Consider the following 23,496-nt stretch of genomic DNA (forward strand, 5'->3'; position numbering starts at 1 on the left):
GATGGATTTTTGAATGCAACCAGCATCAGGAGCGACGACGCAGATAAAGGTAGCACGCCAGCAGATGGCGGTGCTGACGTTGCACAGATGGAAAACTTCCCGGTGTTGCCAACTAATGGGCGTTGTAATTCTCTTTGGACTGGCTACTACGGGTTGATCAATAAATGTAATAGTGCAATTGCTAATATTGACACCTTGAAAAATATAACGGCAGGAGAAGATGTAAAGCTGCAGACCAAAGCAGAAGTGCGGTTTATAAGGGGGTACGCCTACTTTATGCTGGTGCGTCTTTTTGGTAATGTACCTATTATAGATACTATTTATGCCGATGTTTCTACCCAACCGGTAGTACCTCAAAGCACACCGGCACAGATTTATGCTTTTATAGAGAATGAGTTGAATTATGCTATTGAGTACCTGCCCTTAGAATGGGATAAATCTAAATTTGCTGGGCGGGTTACAAAAGGCGCTGCCTATGGTATGCTAGCCAAAGTTTATCTTACGCAAAAGAAATGGGCACAGGCCTCAGCTGCTGCCCAGGCTGTTATGAGTTCAGGTATATATGATCTCTCTGTTCTTTACAGCGATATATTTAGCGAGCAGGGAGAAAACAGCAAAGAATCTGTTTTTGAAGTGCAAGCTACAGCAGATGCAACCGTAAGAGAGGCCCAGGGTACGCAGTACTCAAGTTTGCAAGGAGTTCGTGGATCTGGCATCTGGAACAATGGATGGGGATGGAATGTGCCCAGCGATATTTTGGAAGCTCAATATGAGGCCGGAGATCCGCGTAAAGCAAGAACCATACTTTATTCAAGTACTGCTACCCAACAAAATACCTCCATGTTTGGAGAAGTGATGCCACTGTATCCAAGCCAGGTGCCCAATCCGAAGTATAATCATAAGGTACTGGGAAATCCTACGCTCAGAAATTCTATTAGTCGTGGTTGCTGGTGGATGAATATTCGTATACTCCGTTATGCCGATGTTGTATTGATGTACGCTGAAGCTCAGAATGAATTGGGCAATACAGGCGCAGCCCTTACTGCGGTTAATTCGGTGAGAGCGCGTGCAAGAAGAGGGGCAGCAGCAACTGTACTACCGGATTTGGTAATTACCGACCAGGGGTTGATGCGTGAAGCGGTTTGGAAAGAAAGAAGAATTGAATTGGCAATGGAGCATGAGCGCTTTTTTGATATTGTACGCTGGGGAATTTCGCAACAGGCATTACATGCAGCTGGTAAAACTAATTTCCTTGCCAGTAGAGATGTTTTGCTGCCTATTCCGCAAACGCAGATTGATCTGAGCAAACAGGTTTTAAAACAAAATCCGGGGTATTAGTAAATAATAAGTCAAAAAGAAGATTATGAATTTTAAGAAAAATATACTTCGTTTATGTACAGGCATGGTAGCCCTGATGCTGCTGTTTGTTGCCTGCACCAAAAACGGTAATCCGAATAATTTGCCTGAAAGTGTTCCTGAGGCAGAGTATACAGGCCAAACCGGCACTGATGTTATTAAAGTACTTGCGGTAGGCAATAGCTTTTCTGAAGATGCTATCGAGGCCCATCTCTATAATCTTGCTAAGGCCGATGGTAAAAAAATTATCATTGGTAACTTATATATAGGAGGAGCCTCACTGGAACTGCATGTAAAAAATGCCAACAGCAATGCCTCTATATATGAATATAGAAAGGTGGACACCGCCGGTGTACGTAGAAATTATACAAAAGCATCCATTGTCACTGCTTTGGCTGATGAGAAATGGGATTATATAAGCTTTCAGCAGGTAAGTCAGAACAGCGGTCAGTACAATACTTTCGAGGCGTCATTGCCAACGCTTTACAATTATGTGAAAGCACATAGCAATAACGCTAATACAAAGTATATTTTGCATCAAACATGGGCTTATGCGCAGAACTCCACTCACGACGGATTTGCTAATTATAACAAAAGCCAGGCTACAATGTATAGCGCTATCGTAGATGCGTATAGCAGGGCTAAGACGTTGATAGGAGCCAGTATGATCGTCCCTGCAGGAACCGCCATACAAAATGCCCGAACCAGTGTAGTTGGCGATAATTTTTGTCGAGATGGCTATCATCTTACCATTCCTATGGGAAGGTATGTGGCTGCATGCACCTGGTATGAATCTATTTTTGGAAAGAATGTAGTGGGTAATGCCTATAAGCCAATAGAGTTGTCCGATTTTGAGAAATCTATTTGTCAGAATGCGGCACACCTGGCGCATCAGAAACCAGATGGTGTTACCGAGATGGTTGCTTTCCAGGGTGATGGTAATTTCACCGGGTCGATCTTTGTTAATTTTGGATTAGCAGCTGCGCCAACAGGCTGGAATGGCGTTACCAGTTTTAATGCCGGAACCTCAGTGGCATTAAAGAACAATACGAATAATTATACGGGCATTGGTCTGACTATCACAGAAAGATTTAATGCAGAAAACACTGCAGGAGAAACAGGAACAACAACAGATTTTAATATGTCCAATGCGGTTTCTTCTACATCATTTTTTGGTAACTCCAAAGGCGCATTCAACGGTATCATAGTTGCTCAAAGTAAGGTGAAAATAACGGGTCTTAATAAAGATTTGAAATACAATTTCTGCTATTTCGGCTCCAGGTCTGCATCAAGCGATAATAGGGAAACTAAATTTACAACAACAGGTGCTAATGAATCTGTTGTAAGAGTAAACACATCTAATAATAAAACCCAGGTTGTCTGTGCCGAAAATATAACTCCTACTGCAGCGGGTGAAGTGGTAATTACTGTTACGTCAGGTGAAAACAATAATAACAGTAGTGGTTTTTATTACCTCAACGCTATGCGTATAACAAAAGGACAATAATAGACCAGATTTGTTTTCAAGATAGCTGCAAAAAACTGCAGCTATCTTTTTTAGAAAGCGATTATATTTAATAAGAAATAGCCTGTTTTTTACCATATTTGTATCCGGTTGTTGCTATGTTCTTCTGAAGAAATTATCGGGTATTATATACATAGCTTTCGCATTGCTTTGTTCAATTAAAAAAGTTCTCATGAAAACAAAATTGATCCTTATCCAGGGATTTTTTTCCTGCTATTTTCGTCGTTGGCAATTGCACAAAAAACAGTTGCTACAAAACCGGCGGCAATACCCTACACCGTTAAGGTCGATAAAAACATTTCCGATTCGGCCCTGGTAGACCTGGTGCAGAAGCAAACCCTGCGTTATTTCTGGGATTTTGCGCACCCGGTTAGCGGGTTGGCCCGTGAGCGTAGTAATATCTCTTTTAACTACGGTCCCGAAGTAACTACTACAGGCGGAACGGGTTTTGGTATTATGGCTCTGATCGTAGGCGTTAACAGGGGATGGATTGAACGGGATACCGCAGCCCGGTTTATGCTAAAAATGGTAAAGTTTCTTTCCAAAGCGGATGCCTACCACGGGGTATTCCCTCACTGGCTGGATGGGGCAACGGGTAAAACCATTCCTTTTAGCAGGAAGGACGATGGCGCCGACCTTGTTGAATCCTCTTTTTTGTTCCAGGGCCTTTTAACGGCCAGGCAATATTTTAATGGCAACAATAATGTTGAACGCGATTTACGTAACCGCATTAACTGGTTATGGAATGACATAGAATGGAACTGGTTTACCAACGGGGGCAAAATGTATTATACTGGCACTGGAGCCCTAATAATGGCTGGGCAATGGATTTCCCGGTGCGTGGATTTAACGAATGCCTCATCATGTATGTGTTGGCTGCCTCTACCCCTAATGAAAAGTACCAGGTTCCGGCTTCCATCTATCACAGGGGCTGGGCACAAAGCGATTTCTTTATTAATAAGCGAAAGTTTTATAATTACACTTTACCGCTGGGTTTTGATTATGGCGGACCTTTATTCTTCTCTCATTACTCTTTTCTGGGACTTTCTCCCAAAGGTTTAAAAGACCGTTATGCAGACTACTGGGAGCAGAATCAAAACCATACATTGATCAATTACAGCTATTGCGTAGATAATCCCAAAGCTTTCAAAGGTTACGGGGAGAACTGCTGGGGACTCACTGCCAGCGATACTTACAATGGATACGACGCGCATTCTCCAACCAACGATCATGGAACCATAACGCCTACAGCCGCACTTTCTGCATTTCCTTATTCGCCTGCGCAATCGATGAAGGCACTGAGACATTTCTATGTGGACCTCGGAGATAAGATATGGAGTCAATATGGCTTTACGGATGCCTTTAACCAAACGCAAAACTGGTATGCAACATCACACCTGGCAATAGATCAGGGCCCGATTGTTGTGATGATAGAGAATTACAGAACAGGCTTGTTGTGGAATCTTTTTATGAGTTGTCCTGAAGTGAAAAATGGTTTAAAAAAACTGGGTTTTACAAGTGAGTACCACCGGTAAAAATACAATACAAAAAAGCCGGGTAGAGCGGTTAAGCGATGATGCTTTGCTGGAACTGGTGCAGCAACGCACGTTCCGCTATTTCTGGGAGTTTGCAGAGCCTCACTCAGGTATGGCGCGCGAGCGCAACCGCGATGTATATCAGAATGTAGTTACCACCGGTGGTTCGGGCTTTGGAGTAATGGCCATTATAGTAGCAGTGGAACGGAAATGGATAACAAGAGTGGAGGCGGTTGCCCGCATAAGTAAGATCCTTGCTTTTTTGTCCCAAGCAGATCGATACCATGGTGCTTTTGCTCACTGGATAGATGGAAGCACAGGCAAAACAATTGCTTTTAGTAAAAAAGATAATGGAGCGGACATAGTAGAGACTTCATTCCTGTTCCAGGGACTTCTAACGGCGAGACAGTATTTTACGAAGAGAGATGGAGAGGAAAAAGAATACGCGAGGCAATTACCCGGTTGTGGGAGCAGGTGAACTGGGAATGGTTTACGAGAGGGCGCGATGTTTTATATTGGCATTGGAGCCCCGAACATCGATGGAAAATGAACCTGAAGATCGAAGGGTATAACGAAGCGCTGATCACCTATATATTAGCCGCAGCTTCTCCCCAATATGCCATCTCTAAAAATGTATATGATAAGGGTTGGGCCCGAAACGGCGATATGAAAAATGGTCAGGTTTTTTATGATGTGAAACTACCTTTGGGACCCGATTTTGGTGGTCCATTGTTCTTTGCCCACTTTGGTTTTGCAGGGTTAGACCCACGCGGTTTAAAAGATGGTTTCGCTGATTATGGTAAACAGAACCTGGCGCACGTAAAGATCAATTACCGGTACTGTGTAAATAACCCTGGCGGTTTCAAAGGGTATGGCAAAGAAAGCTGGGGTCTCTCTGCCTGTGATTATAAAAAGAGATACCATGAGCAGTCTCCGCTAAATGATAATGGAACTATTTGTTGTTCGGCTGCCCTGGCCAGCATGCCTTATACACCCAAAGAGTCCCTGGCAGCGTTGCGTTATTTTTATGAATCATTAGGCGATAGGATTTTCGGGGAATATGGGTTTACCGACAGCTTTAATCAAACACATAACTGGTATGCCGGTTCTTACCTGGCCATTAACCAGGGCATCACTATTTTAATGATAGAAAATTATCGGACCGGTTTGCTTTGGAACCTGTTTATGAAGGATCCTGATGTAAAAAACGGTTTATTGAAGCTGAACTTTAAAAGCCCCTGGCTAACAAAATAGTTTTTATGATACCCGCTTTAAGAATAAACAGCAGCAAATTTGCGACGCTCCATTTAACGGTGTTGCTACTATCATCTTTTTTGTGCTTAACACTTAATGCGCAGAAGGGGAATGCAAATAAAGCCAATACTTATTGTAATCCCATCAACATTGATTACGGCTACACTCCCATTCCCAACTTTAGTACCTGGGGAAGGCACCGGGCAACAGCCGATCCCGTGATCGTTAATTACAAGGGCGATTATTATTTGTTCAGCACTAATCAGTGGGGTTATTGGTGGAGCAACGATATGTTGAACTGGAAATTTATATCTAAGAAATTTTTGCGCCCCTGGAACGCAGGTATTTATGATGAGCTATGCGCACCAGCAGTAGGCATTATCGGAGATACCATGCTGGTTTTCGGATCTACGTATTCTCGTAATTTTACTATATGGATGAGCACCAATCCCAAAGCTAACGAATGGAAACCCCTGGTAGATTCTTTTGACATCGGCGGTTGGGATCCTTCATTTTTTACGGACGATGACAAGCGATTGTATATGTATAATGGTAGCAGCAATAAGTTTCCCATGTATGGTGTAGAGTTGAACAGGAAGACAATGGAACCGCAGGGGACAAGAAAAGAAATGTACCTGCTGGAGCCCTGGCGTTTTGGCTGGCAACGTTTTGGCGAGCACATGGATAATACCTTTTTAGATCCGTTTATTGAAGGCAGCCACATGACAAAATATAAAGGGAAATATTACCTGCAATACGGAGCACCTGGTACTGAATTCAGCGGTTATGCTGATGGCTTACTGATAGGGTCCGGTCCGCTCGGCCCTTTCGAAGCACAGTCTGATCCGTTAAGTATCAAGTTAGGAGGCTTTGTACGTGGAGCAGGTCATGGAGCTACTTTTGAAGACAACTTTAACCGCTTCTGGCATGTATCCACTACGGTACTTTCTGTAAAGAACACCTTTGAACGTCGCCTGGGTATATGGCCAACCGGTTTTGATAGCGATGGAAATATGTGGTGCAATACAACTTTCGGAGACTATCCGCATTATATTCCCTCGGGAATTGTAAAAGATGGCTATGGAGCAAATGGACTTTCACCTTATTTTACGGGCTGGATGTTGCTTAATTACAATAAGCCGGTGCAGGCATCCTCAACCTTAGGCGGCTATGTTCCTAATAATGCAGTGGATGAATTGATGAAAACCTACTGGAGCGCTAAAACAGATCGTAAGGGAGAATGGTTTCAAACAGACCTCGGCAATACCTCCACCGTCAACGCAATACAAATCAACTATGCAGACCAGGATGTAGCAGACGATCGGTTGGGTAAGTTTACTGATCAGTATCATCAGTATAAACTATATTATTCGGTGAACGGAAAAAATGGAACACCCTGGTTGACAAACGCGCTAATAAGACGGACATTCCACATGAATATGTACAGCTGGATAAGTCAGTACAGGCGCGTTATATCAAGCTGGAAAATATACACATGCCAACGGGCAAATTTGCGTTAAGTGGATTTAGGATATTTGGAAACGGAAACGGAGCCAAGCCTGTAGCTGTAAAGGATTTTGTAGTGCTTAGGACAGAGAAGGATAAACGTAGTGCCTTCATAAAATGGAACCCGGTAGATAATGCATTTGCCTATAATATTTTTACGGCACACATCCGGATAAATTATATACCAGTATTATGGTACATAGTAATAACGAATACTGGATGAAGGCGATGGATTCTCAGAAGTCCTATTATTATTGTATACAGTCTGTTAATGAAAACGGGGTGAGTGAAAGAAGTAAAGTGATTAAGGTGGATTAACTTATTCTCGCCCGGAGGCCTGCGTGACTTATATCAGGCAGGGGACAACATAATGATTCGAGGGCGCCTCGAATAGTTGAAATAGCAGGAGGGATTTCTGTTTGAGGCGTCCTCGCCTCAAACCCTTAAGTTATCGCCTCATGGCGATATGAAAAACATAAACTATGACTTACGAATTTGCAGATGGCTATAAAATAAGAGATCAGAGCGGCTTGTATTTTATGACTTTTACGGTGGAGGGGTGGGTCGATCTTTTTACGCGGGAATTGTACAGGAATATTTTCGTTAAAAATATGATCTATTGTCAAAAAGAAAAGAGTTTAAGGGTGGGAGCATTTGTGGTAATGAGCAATCATGCACACGTCATCTGGCAATCTTTAACAGGGAAATTAAGCGACACCATCCGGGATTTTAAATCTTACAGCACAAAGCGTTTTATCGAAGCCATCCATAAAATGGGAGAAAGCAGAAGAGACTGGCTCTTGCATATGTTTAAGTATTATGCGAAAGGAACCAATCAAAACAAGGATTATAAAATATGGACTAATGATAACCATCCGGAAGAAATTACATCGGAACAGTTTCTTAGAGTTAAACTAAATTATATACATGAAAATCCGGTCAGGACAGGTTGGGTGAAAGAGCCAGGTGATTATATATACAGTAGCGCTTCTAATTATGTAAACGGGAAAGGTATTATGGAAATAGATTATTTATTTTGAAGTTTGTTGCGAGGAGGCCTACCCGACTTATATCAGGCGGGCGACAAAAGAATAAGGAAAGGGACGCATGAAAATAGTTTTTTTGCTTAGTATATGTCGCCAGGAGCCGACTACATAATGATTCGAGGCGAGGACGCCTCGAATAGGGATTGCTGCTGTTGTATATACATCAGCCTGAAATATAAAAATTAAAATTTGCTATATGATAAAGAATGCGTTATTGTCAGTTGTTTTTCTTTTCGTTTTGGTGGGCATAGCTGGCGCCCAGGTTGGTGATGCAGCTATGAGCAGTTACATCAACAGCCTGATGAGCAAGATGACACTCGATGAGAAAATTGGTCAATTGAATTTACCCAGTGCCGGTGAATTTACTACGGGTACAGCTACCAATTCTGATATCGGTGTAAATGTGAAAAAGGGATTGGTTGGCGGGCTCTTTAATATTAAGGGCGTAGAAAAGATCAAAGCCATTCAAAAAGTAGCGGTAGAGGAAAGCCGCATGAAAATTCCCATGCTGTTTGGTATGGATGTGATTCACGGCTATGAAACCACATTCCCCATTCCGCTGGGTTTATCCTGTACCTGGGATATGAAAGCGGTAGAACAATCGGCCCGTATTGCGGCCATCGAGGCCAGTGCCGATGGTATTGGTTGGACCTTTAGCCCGATGGTAGACATCTCACGCGATCCGCGTTGGGGAAGGGTTTCAGAGGGCAATGGAGAAGATCCTTTTCTGGGATCGCAGATAGCGAAGGCTATGGTAAAAGGATACCAGGGAGATTTAAAGTCCAATAGCAATATACTGGCCTGTGTAAAACATTATGCCTTATACGGCGCCGGCGAGGCGGGCAGGGATTATAATACGGTGGACATGAGCCGTATCCGGATGTATAATGAATATTTCCCTCCTTATAAAGCGGCTGTGGATGCGGGGGTAGTAAGTGTTATGGCTTCTTTTAATGAAATTGACGGTATTCCTGCAACAGGTAATAAATGGTTGCTGACCGATGTATTGCGCAAGCAATGGGGTTTTAAGGGGTTTGTCGTAACGGACTATACCGGCATCAATGAAATGGTAGATCATGGCATGGGGGATCTGCAAGCTGTATCGGCGCTTGCTTTGAAAGCCGGCGTGGACATGGATATGGTAGGGGAAGGTTTCTTAAAGACACTCAAAAAATCTTTAGCAGAAAAGAAGGTGACGGCAGCAGAAATTGACCTGGCTTGCCGCCGTATGTTGGAAGCAAAATATAAACTGGGCTTATTTAAAGATCCTTATAAATACTGCGATGCAACCCGCGCGAAAAATGAAATTTTTACAGATGCTAACCGGAAAGTAGCCCGGCAGATCGCTGCTGAAAGCTTCGTGCTTTTGAAAAATCAAAATAATGTACTGCCTTTAAAAAAGCAGGAAAGATTGCTTTAATTGGTCCACTGGCCGATGCTGCCAATAATATGGCTGGTACCTGGAGCGTGGCTACCAAACAAGATAAGTCGATATCCGTTTTAGCGGGATTAAAACAGGTATTAGGCAATAGTGCTGAAGTCCTGTATGCAAAAGGAAGTAATCTTACTGCAGATGCCGTATTAGAAGAAAGAGCAACTATGTTTGGCAAGGACTTAAAACGCGATAAACGCAGTGAAGAGGAGCTGGCCAAAGAGGCATTGGAGATAGCCGCAAAATCAGATGTGATCGTTGCCGCCATGGGCGAATCTGCGGAGTTTAGTGGTGAGGCCAGCAGCCGATCAGATATTGATATCCCTGAAACGCAGCAAAAGCTCCTGAAAAAATTACTGGCCACAGGCAAGCCCGTAGTATTAGTACTGTTTGCTGGTAGACCGCTAACCTTAAGCTGGGAAGAAAAAAATGTACCGGCCATCCTGAATGTTTGGTTTGGCGGAAGTGAGGCTGGTACTGCTATTGCGGATGTGTTATTCGGAGACGTAAATCCTTCGGGTAAATTAACTATGAGCTTTCCTCAGAACGTGGGACAGATCCCTATTTATTATGCACACAAAAATACCGGCCGTCCATTGGCTGAAGGTAAATGGTTCCAGAAGTTCAGGAGTAATTATATTGATGTAAGTAATGATCCTTTATATCCTTTTGGGTATGGTTTGAGTTATAGTTCTTTTACCTACAGTGATGTTAAGTTAAGCAGCACTTCTTTAAAGGGCAACCAAACTTTAAAGGCCAGTGTTACATTAACCAACTCCGGCAAGTTCGATGGACAGGAGGTAGTGCAGCTTTATATAAGGGATGTTGTGGGTAGCGTAACCAGGCCAATGAAGGAGCTGAAAGGATTTCAAAAAATGATGTTGAAGGCGGGGAGTCAAAAACGGTGACCTTCAGTATCACACCCGAAGATCTCAAATTCTATAACAGCAACCTAAAGCACGATTGGGAGCCGGGTGAGTTTGAAGTGATGATCGGCAGTAACTCCAGGGATGTGAAAATGCAAAAACTTAACTGGGCAAAATAACTCGCCCCAATAAACAGGCCACGGTTTAAACCGTGGCCTGTTTATTTTAATAATATATCGTTCTACCCTTTCTTTACATATTTGGTAAGAATAACAATGGTTTGGTCATTTATTTTTCCTTCGATCTGTTCGGTATTGTCCGGTACCAGCCTTATTCGTTTCACAACGGTACCCTTAGCTGCAGTAAAGCTGGTGCCTTTTACATTCAACCCCTGGGTAAGTGTAACTGTGTCGCCGCTCTCAAGCGTATTGCCAAATACATCTTTATGTACTTCGGCCACCTCAAAGGCACTTAACGCCCATTGAATAACAGGCTCTTCTAACTCGATCGATTGTATCACATCATTAGCCCAATCGTTTTCCTTACAAGTATACAATAACCGGTAGCTTAAAGCCTGCACTGCAGGTTCTGCACTCCAGATGCTTCCTTCCAGGCATCTCCAGTATTCGCTTTTATCCTCATTTTTAATAGCAGTCAGGCAGGTGTCACAAACTGCTACCTGGTTGTCGGTTGCCGAATCATCTTTAGGACTTACCGTATACTCTTGTGTTGCGGTTAAGGTAGCGCAAAGCTCACAGGTTCCTCCACTTCGTTCTGCTAGTTTTGTATTGATTGACATATTAATTTTTTTAAGTGCCGCAAAAGTAATATTAATGCGGTTGCAGCGTTAATTAAAAGATATTGTGTTCAATCTCCTGATATAAATTGAATAAGATCAATTTTTTTAATAAAGAAGTATGAAAAATGATGTGATTGTTGAAACCCAGATGTTGATTCGTAAACCTGTAGAAATTGTTTTTAATGCCTTTATAGATCCGGTAATCACTACCAAATTCTGGTTTACCAAATCGAGTGGTCCACTGCAGGAAGGTACAACGGTAACATGGGAATGGGAGATGTATAAGGTGACCAGTAATGTAACCACCAGGAAAATTATTCCCAATCAATTGATCTCTACGGAATGGGGGACGCCCTTAACTACTGTTGATTATGAGTTCAATGCATTGACAGAAGATACTACTTATGTAGTTATAAAAAATTACGGCTTCGACTTGTCGGGTAGCGAGTTAATAGCCGCAGTGATGAATAATACCGGAGGCTTTACCACGGTACTGGATGGTTTAAAAGCTTACCTGGAGTACGGTATTGAACTAAACCTGGTGGGTGATAAGTTTATCAAAAAGTAACCTGGTATTGCGGACCTTTTGAACTTTGCCCGCAAATGAGTGCCCGGCATAGTTTCTGCTTGTAGAGGGGAATTACTTATATTTGTTTTGACGCTTGCTTGCACAATGCACGAAGATATATTGCCCGATAACGTTTTTACTGAGAAGTGGAAGCACTTGATTGCCGATGGTAATGAAGATGCCTTCAGGGAGATGTTTAATGCCTATGCTGCCCGTTTAACGGCATTTGCTTTTTCAATTACCAAGAACAAAGAAGCTGCTATAGAAATAATGGATGAAGTGTTCATCAAAATATGGAAACATAAAGAGCAGCTGGTACAGGTATCTAATATTACTACCTACTTGTATACCGCAATCAAAAACACCTCCTTGAATTTCTTGTCTCATAAAAGCCGGGAAACGCACCTGCAGGCTTTTGATTTTATCAATATTGAATTGATGGAAGAAGACAGGCCCGATCAACGACTCATCTCATCTGAAATTTTTACAAAAATTAAAAAGGCCGTCGATGCGCTTCCTCCCAAATGCAAAATAATTTTCAAGCTGGTTCGCGAAGACGGCCTGAAATACAGGGAGGCAGCCGAAGTGTTAGGCGTTTCTGAAAAAACGATAGATGCACAAATGGTTATAGCCGTGAAGCGTATTGGAGACGCTGTTGGTAAATATTTTGATTACTTTCCTGCAAGATTTCAAAAAAGTAAATTCTTTTTAGGGTCATCTCTTCTTTTGGTTGTCTATTATAATAGAGCAGCTATATGCAGGAAAAACTGGCCATACTATTATCCCGTAAATTATCAGGCGAAGCAACACCTGGTGAGTTAACAGAACTGGAAGAATGGATCAGGAAGCATCCTGAGGATCACTATATTATTGAGTCGGTTCAATTATATTGGTATAATATGCCTGCGCAGGACTTTTTCAATATTACAGATAACAGCCACTTTGAGCATATATTGAATAAAGCAGAGATACCAGTTATTGCAATAGCTGAACAACAAAGGCCAGGAAAGAAAATTCGGCCGGTTTGGCTGAAATGGGCTGCAGCCGCCATTTTCATCGGTATTACAGCAATAGCCGCGGTAATGTTCAACCGGCAACAGTTGCAAAAACAAAGTGCTACAGCAGAGAATGATATAGTCACTACCCGGGGCACAAAATCAAAGATCATCTTACCGGATGGAACAAAAGTGTGGTTGAATGCGGATACCCGGCTGAATTTCGATAAAGCGTTTAATGGTGCGCTGCGCGAAGTGTACCTGGACGGTGAGGCTTTTTTGATGTAGCCAAAAACAAAGACCGACCTTTTATAGTGCATACTTCAGATATTGATATCAGGGTATTGGGTACGGCTTTTAATGTAAAATCTTATAAAGAAGAACCTACTATTGAAGCCACCCTTATCCATGGTTCTATACAGGTAACTAAACAGAAAGAATGCATACCTAAAATAATACTCAGCCCTAATGAAAAGCTGGTATTTAACAAGTTGATCGGGAAAGTGATAGCGTCGCCCCATCCTTTGCTGACAGCCAACGAAAATGAGCCTCAGTACCTGGTATCAAAAATTGCTGTAAATGAAAGCAATGATTCCTCGATTGTAGAAACCGCCTGGATCCACAACAGGTTATTATTTGATGGCGACACGTTTAAAGAACTGGCGATAAAAATGGAACGCTGGTTCGATGTACAAATAAAATTTAATAATGCCGAAGTAGCCAATTACCGGTTACGAGGAGCATTCGAAGACGAAACGATTGAAGAAGCCTTAAAAGCCTTGCAACAAATAGCCAACTTTAAATTTACCGTAAGAGATAAAACTGTAACGATAGCCAAATAAAAACCGGAGAATGCTGCAACATCCACCGGTCGTAAGATAAACGGAATGCCACTTTACCGGAGGAATTCCTATTGTTTAACTCTAAAATCAAAAGTATGAAAAAAACGTACTGAGGGGTTTTCTATTCCCTTCAGGGGCGCTGCTCAAAACCTTGCTTGTTATGAAGCTTGCTATTGCAATTGTGTTGTTTACTGCTTTTCAGGTACAGGCCGGCAATGCCTCGGGCCAGGGTATTTCTATTAACTTAAAAAATACCGATGTAAGAACCGTGCTTACAGCCATAGAAAAAAGCACGCGTTACCGCTTCATTTACAATTATGATTTAAGCGGGCTTAAGGCCCAGCTGGATTTTAAAGCCAGAGAAGCTTCATTAAACGAAGTGCTGAGTAAGCTACTGGAAGGCAATAACCTGGCCTATAAAAAACTCAATAGAAACCTCATCGCTATAGTTTCTACGATTGATGAAGAGAAGCGGCAGATAGAAGTCACCGGCAGGGTGACCGATACCAAAGGTGATCCCATACCGGGTACATCGATTACCGAAAAAGGTACTACTAATGGTGTTGTTACTAACAACGACGGAAACTATAAAATTACCGTGGGCGATGGCGCCGTATTGGTAGTGAGCGCAGTAGGTTTTCAGCAACAGGAAGTAATTGTTGGCACGCAAACAGAGATCAATGTATCGCTTGAAACTTCTGTATCCAGTTTAAATGAAGTAATAGTGATTGGTTATGGAACACAGCGCAAAAAAGATCTGACAGGTTCGGTGGCTGTTGTGGATATGAAGGAGCTAAAAGCACAGCCTGCGGCAAGTCCACTGGAAGCATTGCAGGGCAAGGCCGCTGGTGTGCAAATTGTAAATGACGGATCGCCGGGGCAACACCACAAATCCGCATTCGTGGTTTTAGTACGATCAACAATAATGATCCGTTATTTATTATAGATGGAATGCCTTACCAGGGCAAGCTAAGCTGGCTAAGCGCTAATGATATAGAAAGTATGCAGGTGTTAAAAGATGCGTCTGCGGCATCTATATACGGATCAAGAGCGAATAACGGTGTAGTGATCATCACTACAAAAAAGGGTAGATCAGGAAAACCCCAGGTTAACCTGGATATTTATTACGGTAGTCAAAATCCTAACCGTAACAGGTTCCCCACCTATTTAAATCCACAGCAATTTGCCGACTATTTATTTACCGGCTACAGAAACGCGGGATTAGATCCAACCCAAACCGACTATTATGGTACCAATGCTAATCAGCCCACATTGCCCGAGTATTTATTGGCGGGTGCTGTTAATGGTCAAAAGATCACAGCTGCAATGGTAGATCCCTCACGATATAAGTATACCACTAGTCAAAGTACTTTTTACCAGATCACTAAAGCCAACCAGCAGGGCACCGATTGGTTTAGAACAATAACTCAAAATGCGCCCATGCAGAACTACCAGCTTACGGTAAGCGGCGGCTCAGAAAAATCTAATTACGCAGTAAGCGGTGGTTATCTCAACCAGGATGGTATTGTAAAACATACAGGATTTAAACGGTATACGATAAGAGCTAATACCAACTTCACCTTACTAAACGATCGGCTTCAATTGGGTGAAAATATCCAGTATTCGAGAACCCAGGGGGTAGGCTTTGCCACCAACGTAAATACACCGGGTAGTTATATGGGCGAAGGCTCTCCTATAGGATGGGCATACCGTGTTCAAACCATTATACCCGTATACGATATTATGGGAAATTTTGCGGGTAGCCGGGGTAACCTGCTGGGAAATGCGGAAAACCCTCTTGCGGTACTCGTTCGCGGAAAAGATAACTTAAACACGAGCAATCAATTTTTTGGTAGTGCTTTTGCCGATCTGAAAATTCTGGAAGGCCTTAATTTACGAACAACTTATGGCGTACGCTATGAAACCTGGAATGGTGTTGCGGTAACCTATCCAAATCCCGAACGGGCCGAAGGTAGTTACGATAACCACTCCTTTAGTGAAAATATGGGTTGGGGTACCGACTGGACATGGTCGAATACGTTGACCTACAAAAAGCAATTCAACGAAAATCATGAGATCACTATTCTGGCAGGCACCGAGGCCATTAAAGCAAACGGCCGGATTTTACGAGGTTCCGCTAATGGTTTTTACCTTATGGGCGATATGAATTATTATTATATGAATACGGCTAATTCTTCGCCCGTTGCAGCTAATGATATCATACAGCCCAGCTCTCTTTTTCGATATTGGGAAGAGTGGACTATAACCTGATGGATAAATATCTTATCTCCGCTACTTTACGCCGGGACGGCTCCTCCAGGTTCGGCTCAAATAACCAATATGGTAATTTCCCGGCAGCCAGTGTTGCATGGAGGCTTTCTAATGAAGAGTTTTTTAAAAGAGTTACCTGGATCAACGACCTGAAACTTCGGGCCGGCTATGGTGTTACGGGTAACCAGTCCATTCGCGATTTTGAATTTCTGAAAAGATTGCAAGCCTCTCTGAATAATTCATTCTACCCCATCAACGGAAGCCTGTCAAGCGGTGTATGGATTGCGAACTATGATAATAAGGATGTAAAATGGGAGCAGGCGCAATCACTCAACCTGGGTATAGATTTCACTTTATTTAATAATAAGCTGGGTGGTTCATTTGATGTGTACAATAAAAAGACCACCGACCTGTTATATGTATTGGACCTGCCGGCACAGGCTATCGGGGGCGGGCAATCGCCTTTTGTGAACCTGGGTAATATGAGTAACAAGGGATTTGAAATAGCATTGAATTATCACTATTCGAGCCTAGCGCCGATCAATCCTTTTTCTTTTGATGTAGGAGTGAACCTTTCAAGAAACATCAATGAGTTAACCAAGCTGGCCGAAGGCGTTAAAAGAACCTTCCTGTTAAGCAATCGTTCGGTGCAACCATCCGTACTACAGGAAGGCCTCCCTTTGGTGCGTTTTATGGATATAAAGTAGACGGTATTTTCAAGTCTGCTGACGAAATTGCGGGTGCAGCTACACAGCCAGGTGCCCATCTCGGCGGCTTTAGGTATGCTGATATATCTGGTCCCAATGGCACACCTGATGGTATCATTGACGATGATGACCGTACCTTTATAGGAAATCCACATCCCGACTTTATTTACGGCTTTAACCTGAGTGCGCGCTATTCTAATTTTGATGTTTCATTATTTTTTAATGGTTCGCAGGGGAATGATCTGTTTGATATGACGCGCTTATACACAGACCTGAGCTTGTTTGATGGAGCCGTAAGTGATAGAATGCTTAATGCGTGGAGCCCCACCAATACCAGTAGCAATGTCCCTGCACCATACAGAGACCGGCCTGCAATTGAAATGCTTTCCAACAGCTACTTTGTACAGGATGGAAGCTACCTGAAGCTGAAATTGCTGCAAATAGGCTACAATTTTAAATTTAAAGGCGTTTTGCAAGACAAGGTAAAAAACTGCAGGCTATATGTAAGTGGCACTAATTTGTTCACTGTAACAAAGTATACGGGTTTAGATCCCGAAGTTACTTCCTCACCAGGAAGCACCGCGCCTGGGCTGCACCGGGAGTTGATATGGGTATGTACCCCATGTCGCGTCAATACCTGGTTGGGTTAAATGTTACATTCTAAAACAGTGATCATAAAAAAATAAACTACGATGAAAAATTTATATAAATCTATTTTTATCCTCTACCTGCTATTGGTCATTTATTCCTGCGGGAAAGGATTCCTGGACCAGAAACCTCAGGCTATTCTTTCGGAAGAGCAACTAAAAGGAACAAAAGGAGTAGAGTCTGCATTGATTGGCGCATATGGAATCATGAACGGCAATATAAGCGGCACCTGGGGCAACTACTCCAGCTCACCCAGCCAGTGGTTGTTTGGGGAAGTGGGTTCCGATAACGCGCACAAAGGCAGTAATTCCCTTGATCAGTCTCCCATGAACGATATTGAGCTGCATCGGGTTGACCCCTCCAATGATAACTTGCCTACTATGTGGCGGGTGTACTACGAAGGTATTGGCCGCTGTAACTTAACCCTTAGCCTTTTAAAAGCAGTACAGGAGGGAAGTGGTGAAAAACTGAGCGATCAGAGAGCAAAGGAGATTACCGGAGAAGCCAGAATGTTACGGGGCCATTATTATTTTTTCCTGGCAAGAGTGTTCAAAAACATACCTTATGTAGATGAGACCATGAGTACACAAGAGGCTGCTAAAGTTAAAAATGATAAGGAAATATGGCCCATGATCGAAGCAGACTTTAAGGCTGCCATGGATAACCTTCCTGTAGAGAAACCACTGGGAGATGTGGGCCGCGCAGATAAACTGGCAGCACAAGCTTATTTAGGAAAGCTTTACCTCTACCAGAAAAAATACACCGACGCATTACCCTTGCTCCAGGATGTGATAGCCAAAAAACCTGCGTTAAACACGCTTGCTTTTGATGCCAACTTTAATATTAAGACAAAAAACGGTCCCGAAGGCATCTTTGTTTCGCAAAGCATTATCAACCCGGATGGTAGCGGAGACAACGGTAATGTGGGCGATATGTTGGGCGGTCTCTATGGTGGTCCTATCAACTGTTGCGGATTCTTTCAGCCTACGGTAGACCTGGTTAATGCATTTAAAGTGGATGCCAATGGACTGCCTTTCTTAGACGGTAGCTACAGGAATAATCCCTTTGTATCAGATCAGGGTTTAACCGGCGCCGAAAAAGATAATTATAAAGTGAATACGGCCATTGCTTTCGATCCCCGCCTGGACTATACCGTAGGCAGAAGGGATGTGAATTATCGTGATTGGGGCGTGTTGCAAACCTCCTGGATTCGGGACCAGGCTTTTAGCGGTCCCTTTGTTGGTGTTAAACAAATGATCAATGTTGCCGATATGGATGGAAATGTTTCTCCGGGTACCAGCAATATTACATCTCAAAATGTAAACGTCATCCGCCTTTCGGACGTGTACCTGATGGCTGCGGAATGTGCGGTTGAAACCAATGCGCTGCCGTTGGCCCTTACTATGGTAAACGCGGTAAGATCAAGGGCCGCCAGCCTGCCGGTTGTAAGAGCCAGCTCTGGCGCTGCTGCAGCTCAATATAATGTAAAGCCATATACCTCATTCCCCAACCAGGAGTATGCCCGCAATGCGGTTCGTTTTGAAAGAAGACTTGAACTGGCTTTGGAAGGTCACCGGTTTTTTGACCTCGTGCGCTGGGGGACTGCCAAGTCGGTATTAGAACCGTTTATGGAGTTTGAGAAGAGATTTGTTGCGGCATCAAGAACTATAACATATACGGACAAGAACAATTATCTGCCACTGCCACAGGAGCAGATAGACCGGGCACAGGGGACTTTAACCCAAAATCAGTAACCATTCTACCCCTCAAAAAAAAATTCCCATCTCAAAACAGATGGGAATTTTTTATAAAAAACAAGAATAATTCGTGGCTATCAGGTGGCGCTCGTAAACTGCTTCAGGAACCTTACATCGTTCTCGCTAAACAGGCGGATATCATTAATACCATATTTCAACATGGCAGGACGTTCAACACCCATACCAAATGCAAAGCCGGTATATTTCTCCGGGTTGATACCGCAGTTTTGTAATACATTGGGATGTATCATACCGCAACCTAAAATTTCTACCCATCCCGTTTTTTACAAATATTACAACCGGTACCGCCACAAATAAAGCAGCTTACATCCATTTCAGCACTGGGCTCCGTAAAAGGAAAATAAGAAGGGCGGAAACGAACGCGGACATCCTGGCCATACATTTCCCTTACAAAGAAATATAAAGTTTGCTTCAGGTCGGCAAAAGATACATTCTCGTCAATATATAATCCTTCCACCTGGTGAAAAAACAATGGCTTCTGGCACTGATGGTTTCGTTACGGTAAACGCGACCCGGGCAAATAACACGGATCGGCAGTTTCCCTTTCTCCATTTCGCGTATCTGGGTATTGCTGGTATGTGTACGGAGCAACCAGTCTACTGCACTGTTTTCTCCTGCATCTACATAAAAAGTATCCTGCATATCCCGTGCAGGGTGGTGCTCGGGCATATTCAAAGCTGTAAAATTGTGCCAATCATCTTCAATTTCCGGGCCCTCAGCAACGGCAAATCCTAATCTCTGGAAGATGGAAATGATCCGGTTGCGCATCAACGATATAGGATGACGGCTTCCCAAAGGCGTTTCATCTCCGGGAAGACTTAAATCAATGGACGCAACCTGGCTTTCAGCGCGGTATTGGCCGCCTTCAATGCTTCCAATTTTGCCTCGGCAAATTGTTTAAATTCATTCAGTATCTGTCCCGCTTCCCTTTTCTGCTCGTTAGGCACATTCTTCATTTCGCCCATGGTTTCTTTAACCAATCCCTTGGTACCTAACCATTTAATACGAAATTCTTCTACCTGCTTCTCATCCGCAGCATTAAAAGCGTCTATTTCGCTTTTATATGCGGCTATTTTTTGTAACAACTCCTGCATAGCCTGCAAAGATAAAGCAATGAATTATGTATTTTTGGTAAATCGGTTCCGGATGGAAAAACTAAATGCAGCAAATGAAAAACAATCTAACTATTTTATCAGGCTTTTTGATAACAGCACTTCTTTTTCCTGTAAGAAAAATGAAGCTTCTATTGCAAAAAATGAAGCGGAGGCTTATCCGGCTACGGGAGAAAGAACCTATACTAAGGGTGAACTTAAGGTTGAAGAAAGCTGGAATACCGGTTTGCCCGTTGATTTTTCGGGAATCTGGAAGGTCATTGAATTTAATGGTATAGTGGCTGATGATAAACAACCTTTAGCGATACTAACGGTAGCCAGCGATACTACAGTAAATATGGCTGCGAACTGTAACTCATTTATTTATAAATATAGAATAAATGGGTCTAACAAAATATCATTAAATGCTTACTATTCTTCTGTAATGGCATGTAAGAATTTTTACCTCGATAAAAACATAATGAGTGTTTTTAATACGGTAGTTCAATATAAGATACTGAATAAGGTATTGAAATTGGGCGATGCAGAGGGTAAAGTTTTTATGATCGCTACAAAGTAATACACAAACCTCACATAATTATTTATGCTATAGCTGCTCGTTGGCTTTGTCCCTGCCGAGCGGTTGTTTCCGCCTGAAATTAAATTATGAAGTGTTTTAAACACTACCCGTAATTTTGCAGCCAACAAAAATCAGGAATGAAGGTAATTGATCACATTAACAGAGCAAAAGAGAAAAACGAAACGCTGATCTCTTTTGAAATACTTCCGCCGCTGAAGGGTAAGGGAATAGAAGGACTATATGACCATATGGACCCTTTGATGGAGTTCAAACCTGCTTATATCAATGTTACCTATCATCGCAGCGAACATGAGTTCAAAAAAATCCTGATGGCAGCTTTAAAAAAGTAACCATCAGGAAGCGACCAGGTACTGAAAGTATTTGTGCTGCGATCATGAACAAATACAACGTTGACACAGTGCCCCACCTTATTTGCGGGGATTCAGCGTTATGGAAACCGAAGATGCCCTGATCAATTTAAACTACCTGGGTATTGATAATGTGCTGGTATTACGTGGAGATGCAGCTAAAAATGAAACAGCTTTTATCCCTCAACCGGATGGGCATTTATATGCTGTTGATTTACTAAAACAGGTAGTAGACCTTAATAATGGTGTTTATTTGGAAGAAGAGCTGCTGAACAGCCGCAAAACCTCTTTTTGTATTGGTGTTGCCGGATACCCGGAAAAACATTTTGAAGCGCCGAACATGCAAACAGACCTGGCTTATCTGAAAGCCAAGGTGGACGCAGGCGCTGACTATATTGTTACCCAGATGTTTTTCGACAACGCTAAATATTATTCTTTTGTAGAAGCCTGTCGCGCCAATGGCATTAATGTGCCAATTGTACCAGGACTGAAACCTGTTTACAGCAAAAAGCAGTTAACCATATTGCCTAAGATATTCTCGATCGATCTTCCACAGGAACTTTCCAACGAAATAACGAAATGTAAAAACAACGCAGAAGTAGAAAAAGTAGGAGAGGACTGGTTGCTGGCACAGAGCCAGGACCTGAAAAAGAACGGAGTGCCGGGACTGCATTATTACACTTTGGGAAAACCTGGCATTGTAGCAAATGTGATCCGGAGGCTCTGATTATTGTGCTTAAGCAATGCATTTGAGCTCATCATATAAAATATAAATAATTCTATGTACGATGTTTGCTGTACGATGTACGTGCAGCAAATCAGAATACTATATCGTACATCTAACATCGTAAATCGTACAGATATTGGCTCGCAAGAAGAAAAATATAACACTCGAAAACGTATTAATTGAAGATTATGCAGCGGAAGGAAAATCGCTGGCACGTGTAGAGGGAAAAGTAATTTTTGTGGAACAGGTGGTACCTGGCGACGTGGTAGATATATGTCTTACTAAAAACAAAAAAGATTGGGGTGAGGGCTGGCCTTTGCGTTTTCATTCTTACTCCGACAAAAGGGTGGATCCGTTTTGTACGCATTTTGGCACCTGTGGTGGTTGTCAGTGGCAGATGCTGCCTTATGACCTGCAGTTACAGTATAAGCAAAAACAGGTACAGGATAATTTAAAACGTATCGGGAAGGTGCAGCTACCAGAAATCTGGCCGATTATTGGTGCAAAAAACATTAAACGATATCGCAATAAGATAGAATATACATTTGGGACAGACGAGTTTTTAACCAAAGAAGAGTTTAACAGGCGTAAAGCAGCTGCATTGAGCGGTCCTTCAGATGGAGGGGATTTGATTAGCCCGGGCGCTGCCGGCTTTCATGCCAAAGGATCCTGGAGCAAAGTGGTAGATATTCAAACCTGTCATTTGCAGTCGGAGCCAACCAATGATATCAGGTTAGCTATTAAAAAGTATGCTTTTCAAAACGGGCTTAACTTTTATAACCTGCGGGAGCAGCATGGCTTTTTACGCACGATGCAGGTACGCCTTTGCGAAACCGGCGAGTGGATGGCCAATATTATGGTGGGTGAGGATGATCCGGAAAAGATCGAAGGGCTGATGCAGTTTGTATTGGCGCAATTTCCTGGCATAACCTCTTTATTGTATACTGTTAATACCAAAAGAAATGATAGCCTCCACGACCTGGAGCCCGTAGTATACCACGGGAAAGGTTATGTAATTGAGAAGCTGGAGGATTTCCAGTTTAAAATAGGACCAAAATCCTTTTTCCAGACCAATACCCGCCAGGGCGAGGAATTATACCGGATCACACGCGACTTTGCCGAATTAACCGGGAGAGAGACTTTATACGATCTGTATTGCGGTACGGGTAGCATCGGCATATTTTGTAGTCAGAATGCCGGGAAAATCATAGGGGTAGAAATGATTGATGCTGCTATTGAAGATGCCAAAGAAAATGCGGCGCTCAACAACCTGGATAAAACACATTTCTATGCGGGCGATGTGATCAAGGTTTGTGATGATGATTTTTTTGCCAAACATGGCCGCGCAGACGTGATCATTACCGACCCTCCGCGGGCAGGGATGCATGAAAAACTGGTGCAGAAGATCAATGAAATGGCAGCTCCTACTGTGGTGTATGTAAGCTGTAACCCTGCTACCCAGGCCCGCGACCTGGCTTTACTGGATGAAAAATATATGGTGACTAAAATTCAGCCGGTAGATATGTTCCCGCATACGCTGCATATTGAGAATGTGGTGCAGCTAAAATTGAGGTAACTACAAATAAAACTTATTAAAAAGCC

The 23,496-nt window shown here is 42.8% G+C and carries 23 protein-coding genes and 4 pseudogenes; 23 read left to right on the forward strand and 4 right to left on the reverse strand.

What is annotated here, in order from left to right:
• The first annotated feature begins 9 nt into the window (after positions 1-9).
• From MKP07_RS10370 to MKP07_RS10410, 10 genes and pseudogenes are all read left to right on the forward strand, one after another.
• A complete protein-coding gene (locus MKP07_RS10370) occupies positions 10-1,338 on the forward strand; it encodes a RagB/SusD family nutrient uptake outer membrane protein (RefSeq protein WP_240847132.1) in 1,329 nt (442 codons plus the stop codon).
• A gap of 25 nt (positions 1,339-1,363) precedes the next feature.
• Complete coding sequence (locus MKP07_RS10375; RefSeq protein ID WP_240847133.1) at positions 1,364-2,863, forward strand: DUF4886 domain-containing protein; 1,500 nt, start codon at positions 1,364-1,366, stop codon at positions 2,861-2,863.
• An 881-nt stretch (positions 2,864-3,744) separates the two neighbouring features.
• Positions 3,745-4,416, forward strand: a complete 672-nt coding sequence (locus tag MKP07_RS10380) for a glucoamylase family protein (protein WP_240850756.1) — start codon at positions 3,745-3,747, stop codon at positions 4,414-4,416.
• Positions 4,400-4,894 (forward strand): DUF3131 domain-containing protein, encoded by a 495-nt coding sequence (locus tag MKP07_RS10385; RefSeq protein ID WP_240847134.1) that lies wholly within the window; start codon positions 4,400-4,402, stop codon positions 4,892-4,894. The genes MKP07_RS10380 and MKP07_RS10385 overlap by 17 nt, the downstream gene beginning before the upstream one ends.
• The gene (locus MKP07_RS10390) at positions 4,891-5,670 is read left to right on the forward strand and encodes a glucoamylase family protein (RefSeq protein ID WP_240847135.1); all 780 of its coding nucleotides are present in this window, start codon (positions 4,891-4,893) and stop codon (positions 5,668-5,670) included. Before MKP07_RS10385 ends, MKP07_RS10390 begins: the two co-directional genes overlap by 4 nt.
• A gap of 5 nt (positions 5,671-5,675) precedes the next feature.
• Positions 5,676-7,190: a family 43 glycosylhydrolase gene (locus tag MKP07_RS10395; RefSeq protein WP_240847136.1), complete on the forward strand. Its 1,515-nt coding sequence runs from the start codon at positions 5,676-5,678 to the stop codon at positions 7,188-7,190.
• Positions 7,191-7,368: 178 nt separating this feature from the next.
• Positions 7,369-7,494 carry a hypothetical protein gene (locus MKP07_RS38295; RefSeq protein ID WP_262919249.1) on the forward strand — a complete coding sequence of 42 codons (126 nt, stop codon included), beginning with the start codon at positions 7,369-7,371 and terminating at the stop codon, positions 7,492-7,494.
• Between the two features lie 164 nt (positions 7,495-7,658).
• Positions 7,659-8,216: an REP-associated tyrosine transposase gene (locus MKP07_RS10400; RefSeq protein ID WP_240847137.1), complete on the forward strand. Its 558-nt coding sequence runs from the start codon at positions 7,659-7,661 to the stop codon at positions 8,214-8,216.
• Positions 8,217-8,418: 202 nt separating this feature from the next.
• Complete coding sequence (locus MKP07_RS10405) at positions 8,419-9,642, forward strand: glycoside hydrolase family 3 N-terminal domain-containing protein (RefSeq protein WP_240847138.1); 1,224 nt, start codon at positions 8,419-8,421, stop codon at positions 9,640-9,642.
• Between the two features lie 29 nt (positions 9,643-9,671).
• A pseudogene (locus MKP07_RS10410) lies at positions 9,672-10,699 on the forward strand (glycoside hydrolase family 3 C-terminal domain-containing protein).
• A 62-nt stretch (positions 10,700-10,761) separates the two neighbouring features.
• On the opposite strand, the gene MKP07_RS10415 reads toward MKP07_RS10410, so the two are convergent.
• Entirely contained in the window at positions 10,762-11,319 is a 558-nt protein-coding gene (locus MKP07_RS10415; RefSeq protein ID WP_240847139.1) for a PhnA domain-containing protein, read from the reverse strand.
• A gap of 118 nt (positions 11,320-11,437) precedes the next feature.
• Here MKP07_RS10415 and MKP07_RS10420 point away from each other — a divergent pair, with 118 nt between their 5' ends.
• From MKP07_RS10420 to MKP07_RS10460, 9 genes and pseudogenes are all read left to right on the forward strand, one after another.
• Positions 11,438-11,887: an SRPBCC family protein gene (locus MKP07_RS10420; RefSeq protein WP_240847140.1), complete on the forward strand. Its 450-nt coding sequence runs from the start codon at positions 11,438-11,440 to the stop codon at positions 11,885-11,887.
• Between the two features lie 105 nt (positions 11,888-11,992).
• A complete protein-coding gene (locus MKP07_RS10425) occupies positions 11,993-12,709 on the forward strand; it encodes an RNA polymerase sigma-70 factor (protein WP_240847141.1) in 717 nt (238 codons plus the stop codon).
• A gap of 260 nt (positions 12,710-12,969) precedes the next feature.
• Positions 12,970-13,241 (forward strand): annotated as a pseudogene (locus tag MKP07_RS10430) (FecR family protein); the annotation flags it as partial.
• Between the two features lie 144 nt (positions 13,242-13,385).
• On the forward strand, positions 13,386-13,724 hold the full coding sequence (locus MKP07_RS38300) for a DUF4974 domain-containing protein (protein WP_317235988.1): 339 nt from the start codon (positions 13,386-13,388) through the stop codon (positions 13,722-13,724).
• 160 nt (positions 13,725-13,884) lie between these two features.
• On the forward strand, positions 13,885-14,670 hold the full coding sequence (locus MKP07_RS10440) for a TonB-dependent receptor (RefSeq protein WP_262919250.1): 786 nt from the start codon (positions 13,885-13,887) through the stop codon (positions 14,668-14,670).
• Complete coding sequence (locus MKP07_RS10445) at positions 14,640-15,995, forward strand: TonB-dependent receptor plug domain-containing protein (RefSeq protein ID WP_317235989.1); 1,356 nt, start codon at positions 14,640-14,642, stop codon at positions 15,993-15,995. The genes MKP07_RS10440 and MKP07_RS10445 overlap by 31 nt, the downstream gene beginning before the upstream one ends.
• Positions 15,995-16,702, forward strand: coding sequence for a TonB-dependent receptor domain-containing protein (locus MKP07_RS10450; protein ID WP_240847142.1), 708 nt, complete (start codon positions 15,995-15,997; stop codon positions 16,700-16,702). The genes MKP07_RS10445 and MKP07_RS10450 overlap by 1 nt, the downstream gene beginning before the upstream one ends.
• 251 nt (positions 16,703-16,953) lie before the next feature.
• Entirely contained in the window at positions 16,954-17,352 is a 399-nt protein-coding gene (locus MKP07_RS10455) for a hypothetical protein (RefSeq protein WP_240847143.1), read from the forward strand.
• 42 nt (positions 17,353-17,394) lie between these two features.
• Positions 17,395-19,104, forward strand: coding sequence for a RagB/SusD family nutrient uptake outer membrane protein (locus tag MKP07_RS10460; RefSeq protein ID WP_240847144.1), 1,710 nt, complete (start codon positions 17,395-17,397; stop codon positions 19,102-19,104).
• An 80-nt stretch (positions 19,105-19,184) separates the two neighbouring features.
• Here the strand turns inward: MKP07_RS10460 and MKP07_RS43690 are convergent.
• The 3 genes and pseudogenes from MKP07_RS43690 to MKP07_RS43700 all read right to left on the reverse strand — a co-directional run.
• Positions 19,185-19,379: pseudogene (locus tag MKP07_RS43690) on the reverse strand (tRNA ligase subunit PheS family protein); the annotation flags it as partial.
• Positions 19,376-19,896: pseudogene (locus tag MKP07_RS43695) on the reverse strand (tRNA ligase subunit PheS family protein). The pseudogenes MKP07_RS43690 and MKP07_RS43695, both read right to left, overlap by 4 nt.
• 50 nt (positions 19,897-19,946) lie before the next feature.
• A complete protein-coding gene (locus MKP07_RS43700; protein ID WP_240847148.1) occupies positions 19,947-20,222 on the reverse strand; it encodes a hypothetical protein in 276 nt (91 codons plus the stop codon).
• A 52-nt stretch (positions 20,223-20,274) separates the two neighbouring features.
• Here MKP07_RS43700 and MKP07_RS10485 point away from each other — a divergent pair, with 52 nt between their 5' ends.
• The 4 genes from MKP07_RS10485 to rlmD all read left to right on the forward strand — a co-directional run bounded on the left by MKP07_RS10485 (position 20,275) and on the right by rlmD (position 23,470).
• Positions 20,275-20,799: an META domain-containing protein gene (locus tag MKP07_RS10485; protein ID WP_240847149.1), complete on the forward strand. Its 525-nt coding sequence runs from the start codon at positions 20,275-20,277 to the stop codon at positions 20,797-20,799.
• Positions 20,800-20,936: 137 nt separating this feature from the next.
• Positions 20,937-21,149, forward strand: coding sequence for a methylenetetrahydrofolate reductase (locus MKP07_RS38310; protein WP_262919253.1), 213 nt, complete (start codon positions 20,937-20,939; stop codon positions 21,147-21,149).
• An 82-nt stretch (positions 21,150-21,231) separates the two neighbouring features.
• Positions 21,232-21,894 (forward strand): methylenetetrahydrofolate reductase, encoded by a 663-nt coding sequence (locus tag MKP07_RS10490; RefSeq protein WP_262919254.1) that lies wholly within the window; start codon positions 21,232-21,234, stop codon positions 21,892-21,894.
• 136 nt (positions 21,895-22,030) lie between these two features.
• A complete protein-coding gene (gene rlmD / locus MKP07_RS10495; RefSeq protein WP_240847150.1) occupies positions 22,031-23,470 on the forward strand; it encodes a 23S rRNA (uracil(1939)-C(5))-methyltransferase RlmD in 1,440 nt (479 codons plus the stop codon).
• Positions 23,471-23,496: the final 26 nt, after the last annotated feature.

The organism is Paraniabella hibiscisoli, from assembly GCF_022512515.1.
Taxonomy (GTDB): domain Bacteria; phylum Bacteroidota; class Bacteroidia; order Chitinophagales; family Chitinophagaceae; genus Niabella; species Niabella hibiscisoli.

What these genes read in the sequence shown, in the direction of transcription:
- MKP07_RS38310 (WP_262919253.1), top strand. Translation starts at nt 20,937, where the DNA reads ATGAAGGTAATTGATCACATTAACAGAGCAAAAGAGAAAAACGAAACG.
- MKP07_RS10485 (WP_240847149.1), top strand. Translation starts at nt 20,275, where the DNA reads ATGGAAAAACTAAATGCAGCAAATGAAAAACAATCTAACTATTTTATC.
- MKP07_RS10375 (WP_240847133.1), top strand. Translation starts at nt 1,364, where the DNA reads ATGAATTTTAAGAAAAATATACTTCGTTTATGTACAGGCATGGTAGCC.
- MKP07_RS10415 (WP_240847139.1), bottom strand. Translation starts at nt 11,319, where the DNA reads ATGTCAATCAATACAAAACTAGCAGAACGAAGTGGAGGAACCTGTGAG.
- MKP07_RS10460 (WP_240847144.1), top strand. Translation starts at nt 17,395, where the DNA reads ATGAAAAATTTATATAAATCTATTTTTATCCTCTACCTGCTATTGGTC.
- MKP07_RS10440 (WP_262919250.1), top strand. Translation starts at nt 13,885, where the DNA reads ATGAAGCTTGCTATTGCAATTGTGTTGTTTACTGCTTTTCAGGTACAG.
- MKP07_RS10395 (WP_240847136.1), top strand. Translation starts at nt 5,676, where the DNA reads ATGATACCCGCTTTAAGAATAAACAGCAGCAAATTTGCGACGCTCCAT.
- MKP07_RS10455 (WP_240847143.1), top strand. Translation starts at nt 16,954, where the DNA reads ATGACGCGCTTATACACAGACCTGAGCTTGTTTGATGGAGCCGTAAGT.
- MKP07_RS10450 (WP_240847142.1), top strand. Translation starts at nt 15,995, where the DNA reads ATGGATAAATATCTTATCTCCGCTACTTTACGCCGGGACGGCTCCTCC.
- MKP07_RS43700 (WP_240847148.1), bottom strand. Translation starts at nt 20,222, where the DNA reads ATGCAGGAGTTGTTACAAAAAATAGCCGCATATAAAAGCGAAATAGAC.
- MKP07_RS10400 (WP_240847137.1), top strand. Translation starts at nt 7,659, where the DNA reads ATGACTTACGAATTTGCAGATGGCTATAAAATAAGAGATCAGAGCGGC.
- MKP07_RS10405 (WP_240847138.1), top strand. Translation starts at nt 8,419, where the DNA reads ATGATAAAGAATGCGTTATTGTCAGTTGTTTTTCTTTTCGTTTTGGTG.
- MKP07_RS10425 (WP_240847141.1), top strand. Translation starts at nt 11,993, where the DNA reads ATGCACGAAGATATATTGCCCGATAACGTTTTTACTGAGAAGTGGAAG.
- MKP07_RS10380 (WP_240850756.1), top strand. Translation starts at nt 3,745, where the DNA reads ATGTATGTGTTGGCTGCCTCTACCCCTAATGAAAAGTACCAGGTTCCG.
- MKP07_RS38295 (WP_262919249.1), top strand. Translation starts at nt 7,369, where the DNA reads ATGGTACATAGTAATAACGAATACTGGATGAAGGCGATGGATTCTCAG.
- MKP07_RS10420 (WP_240847140.1), top strand. Translation starts at nt 11,438, where the DNA reads ATGAAAAATGATGTGATTGTTGAAACCCAGATGTTGATTCGTAAACCT.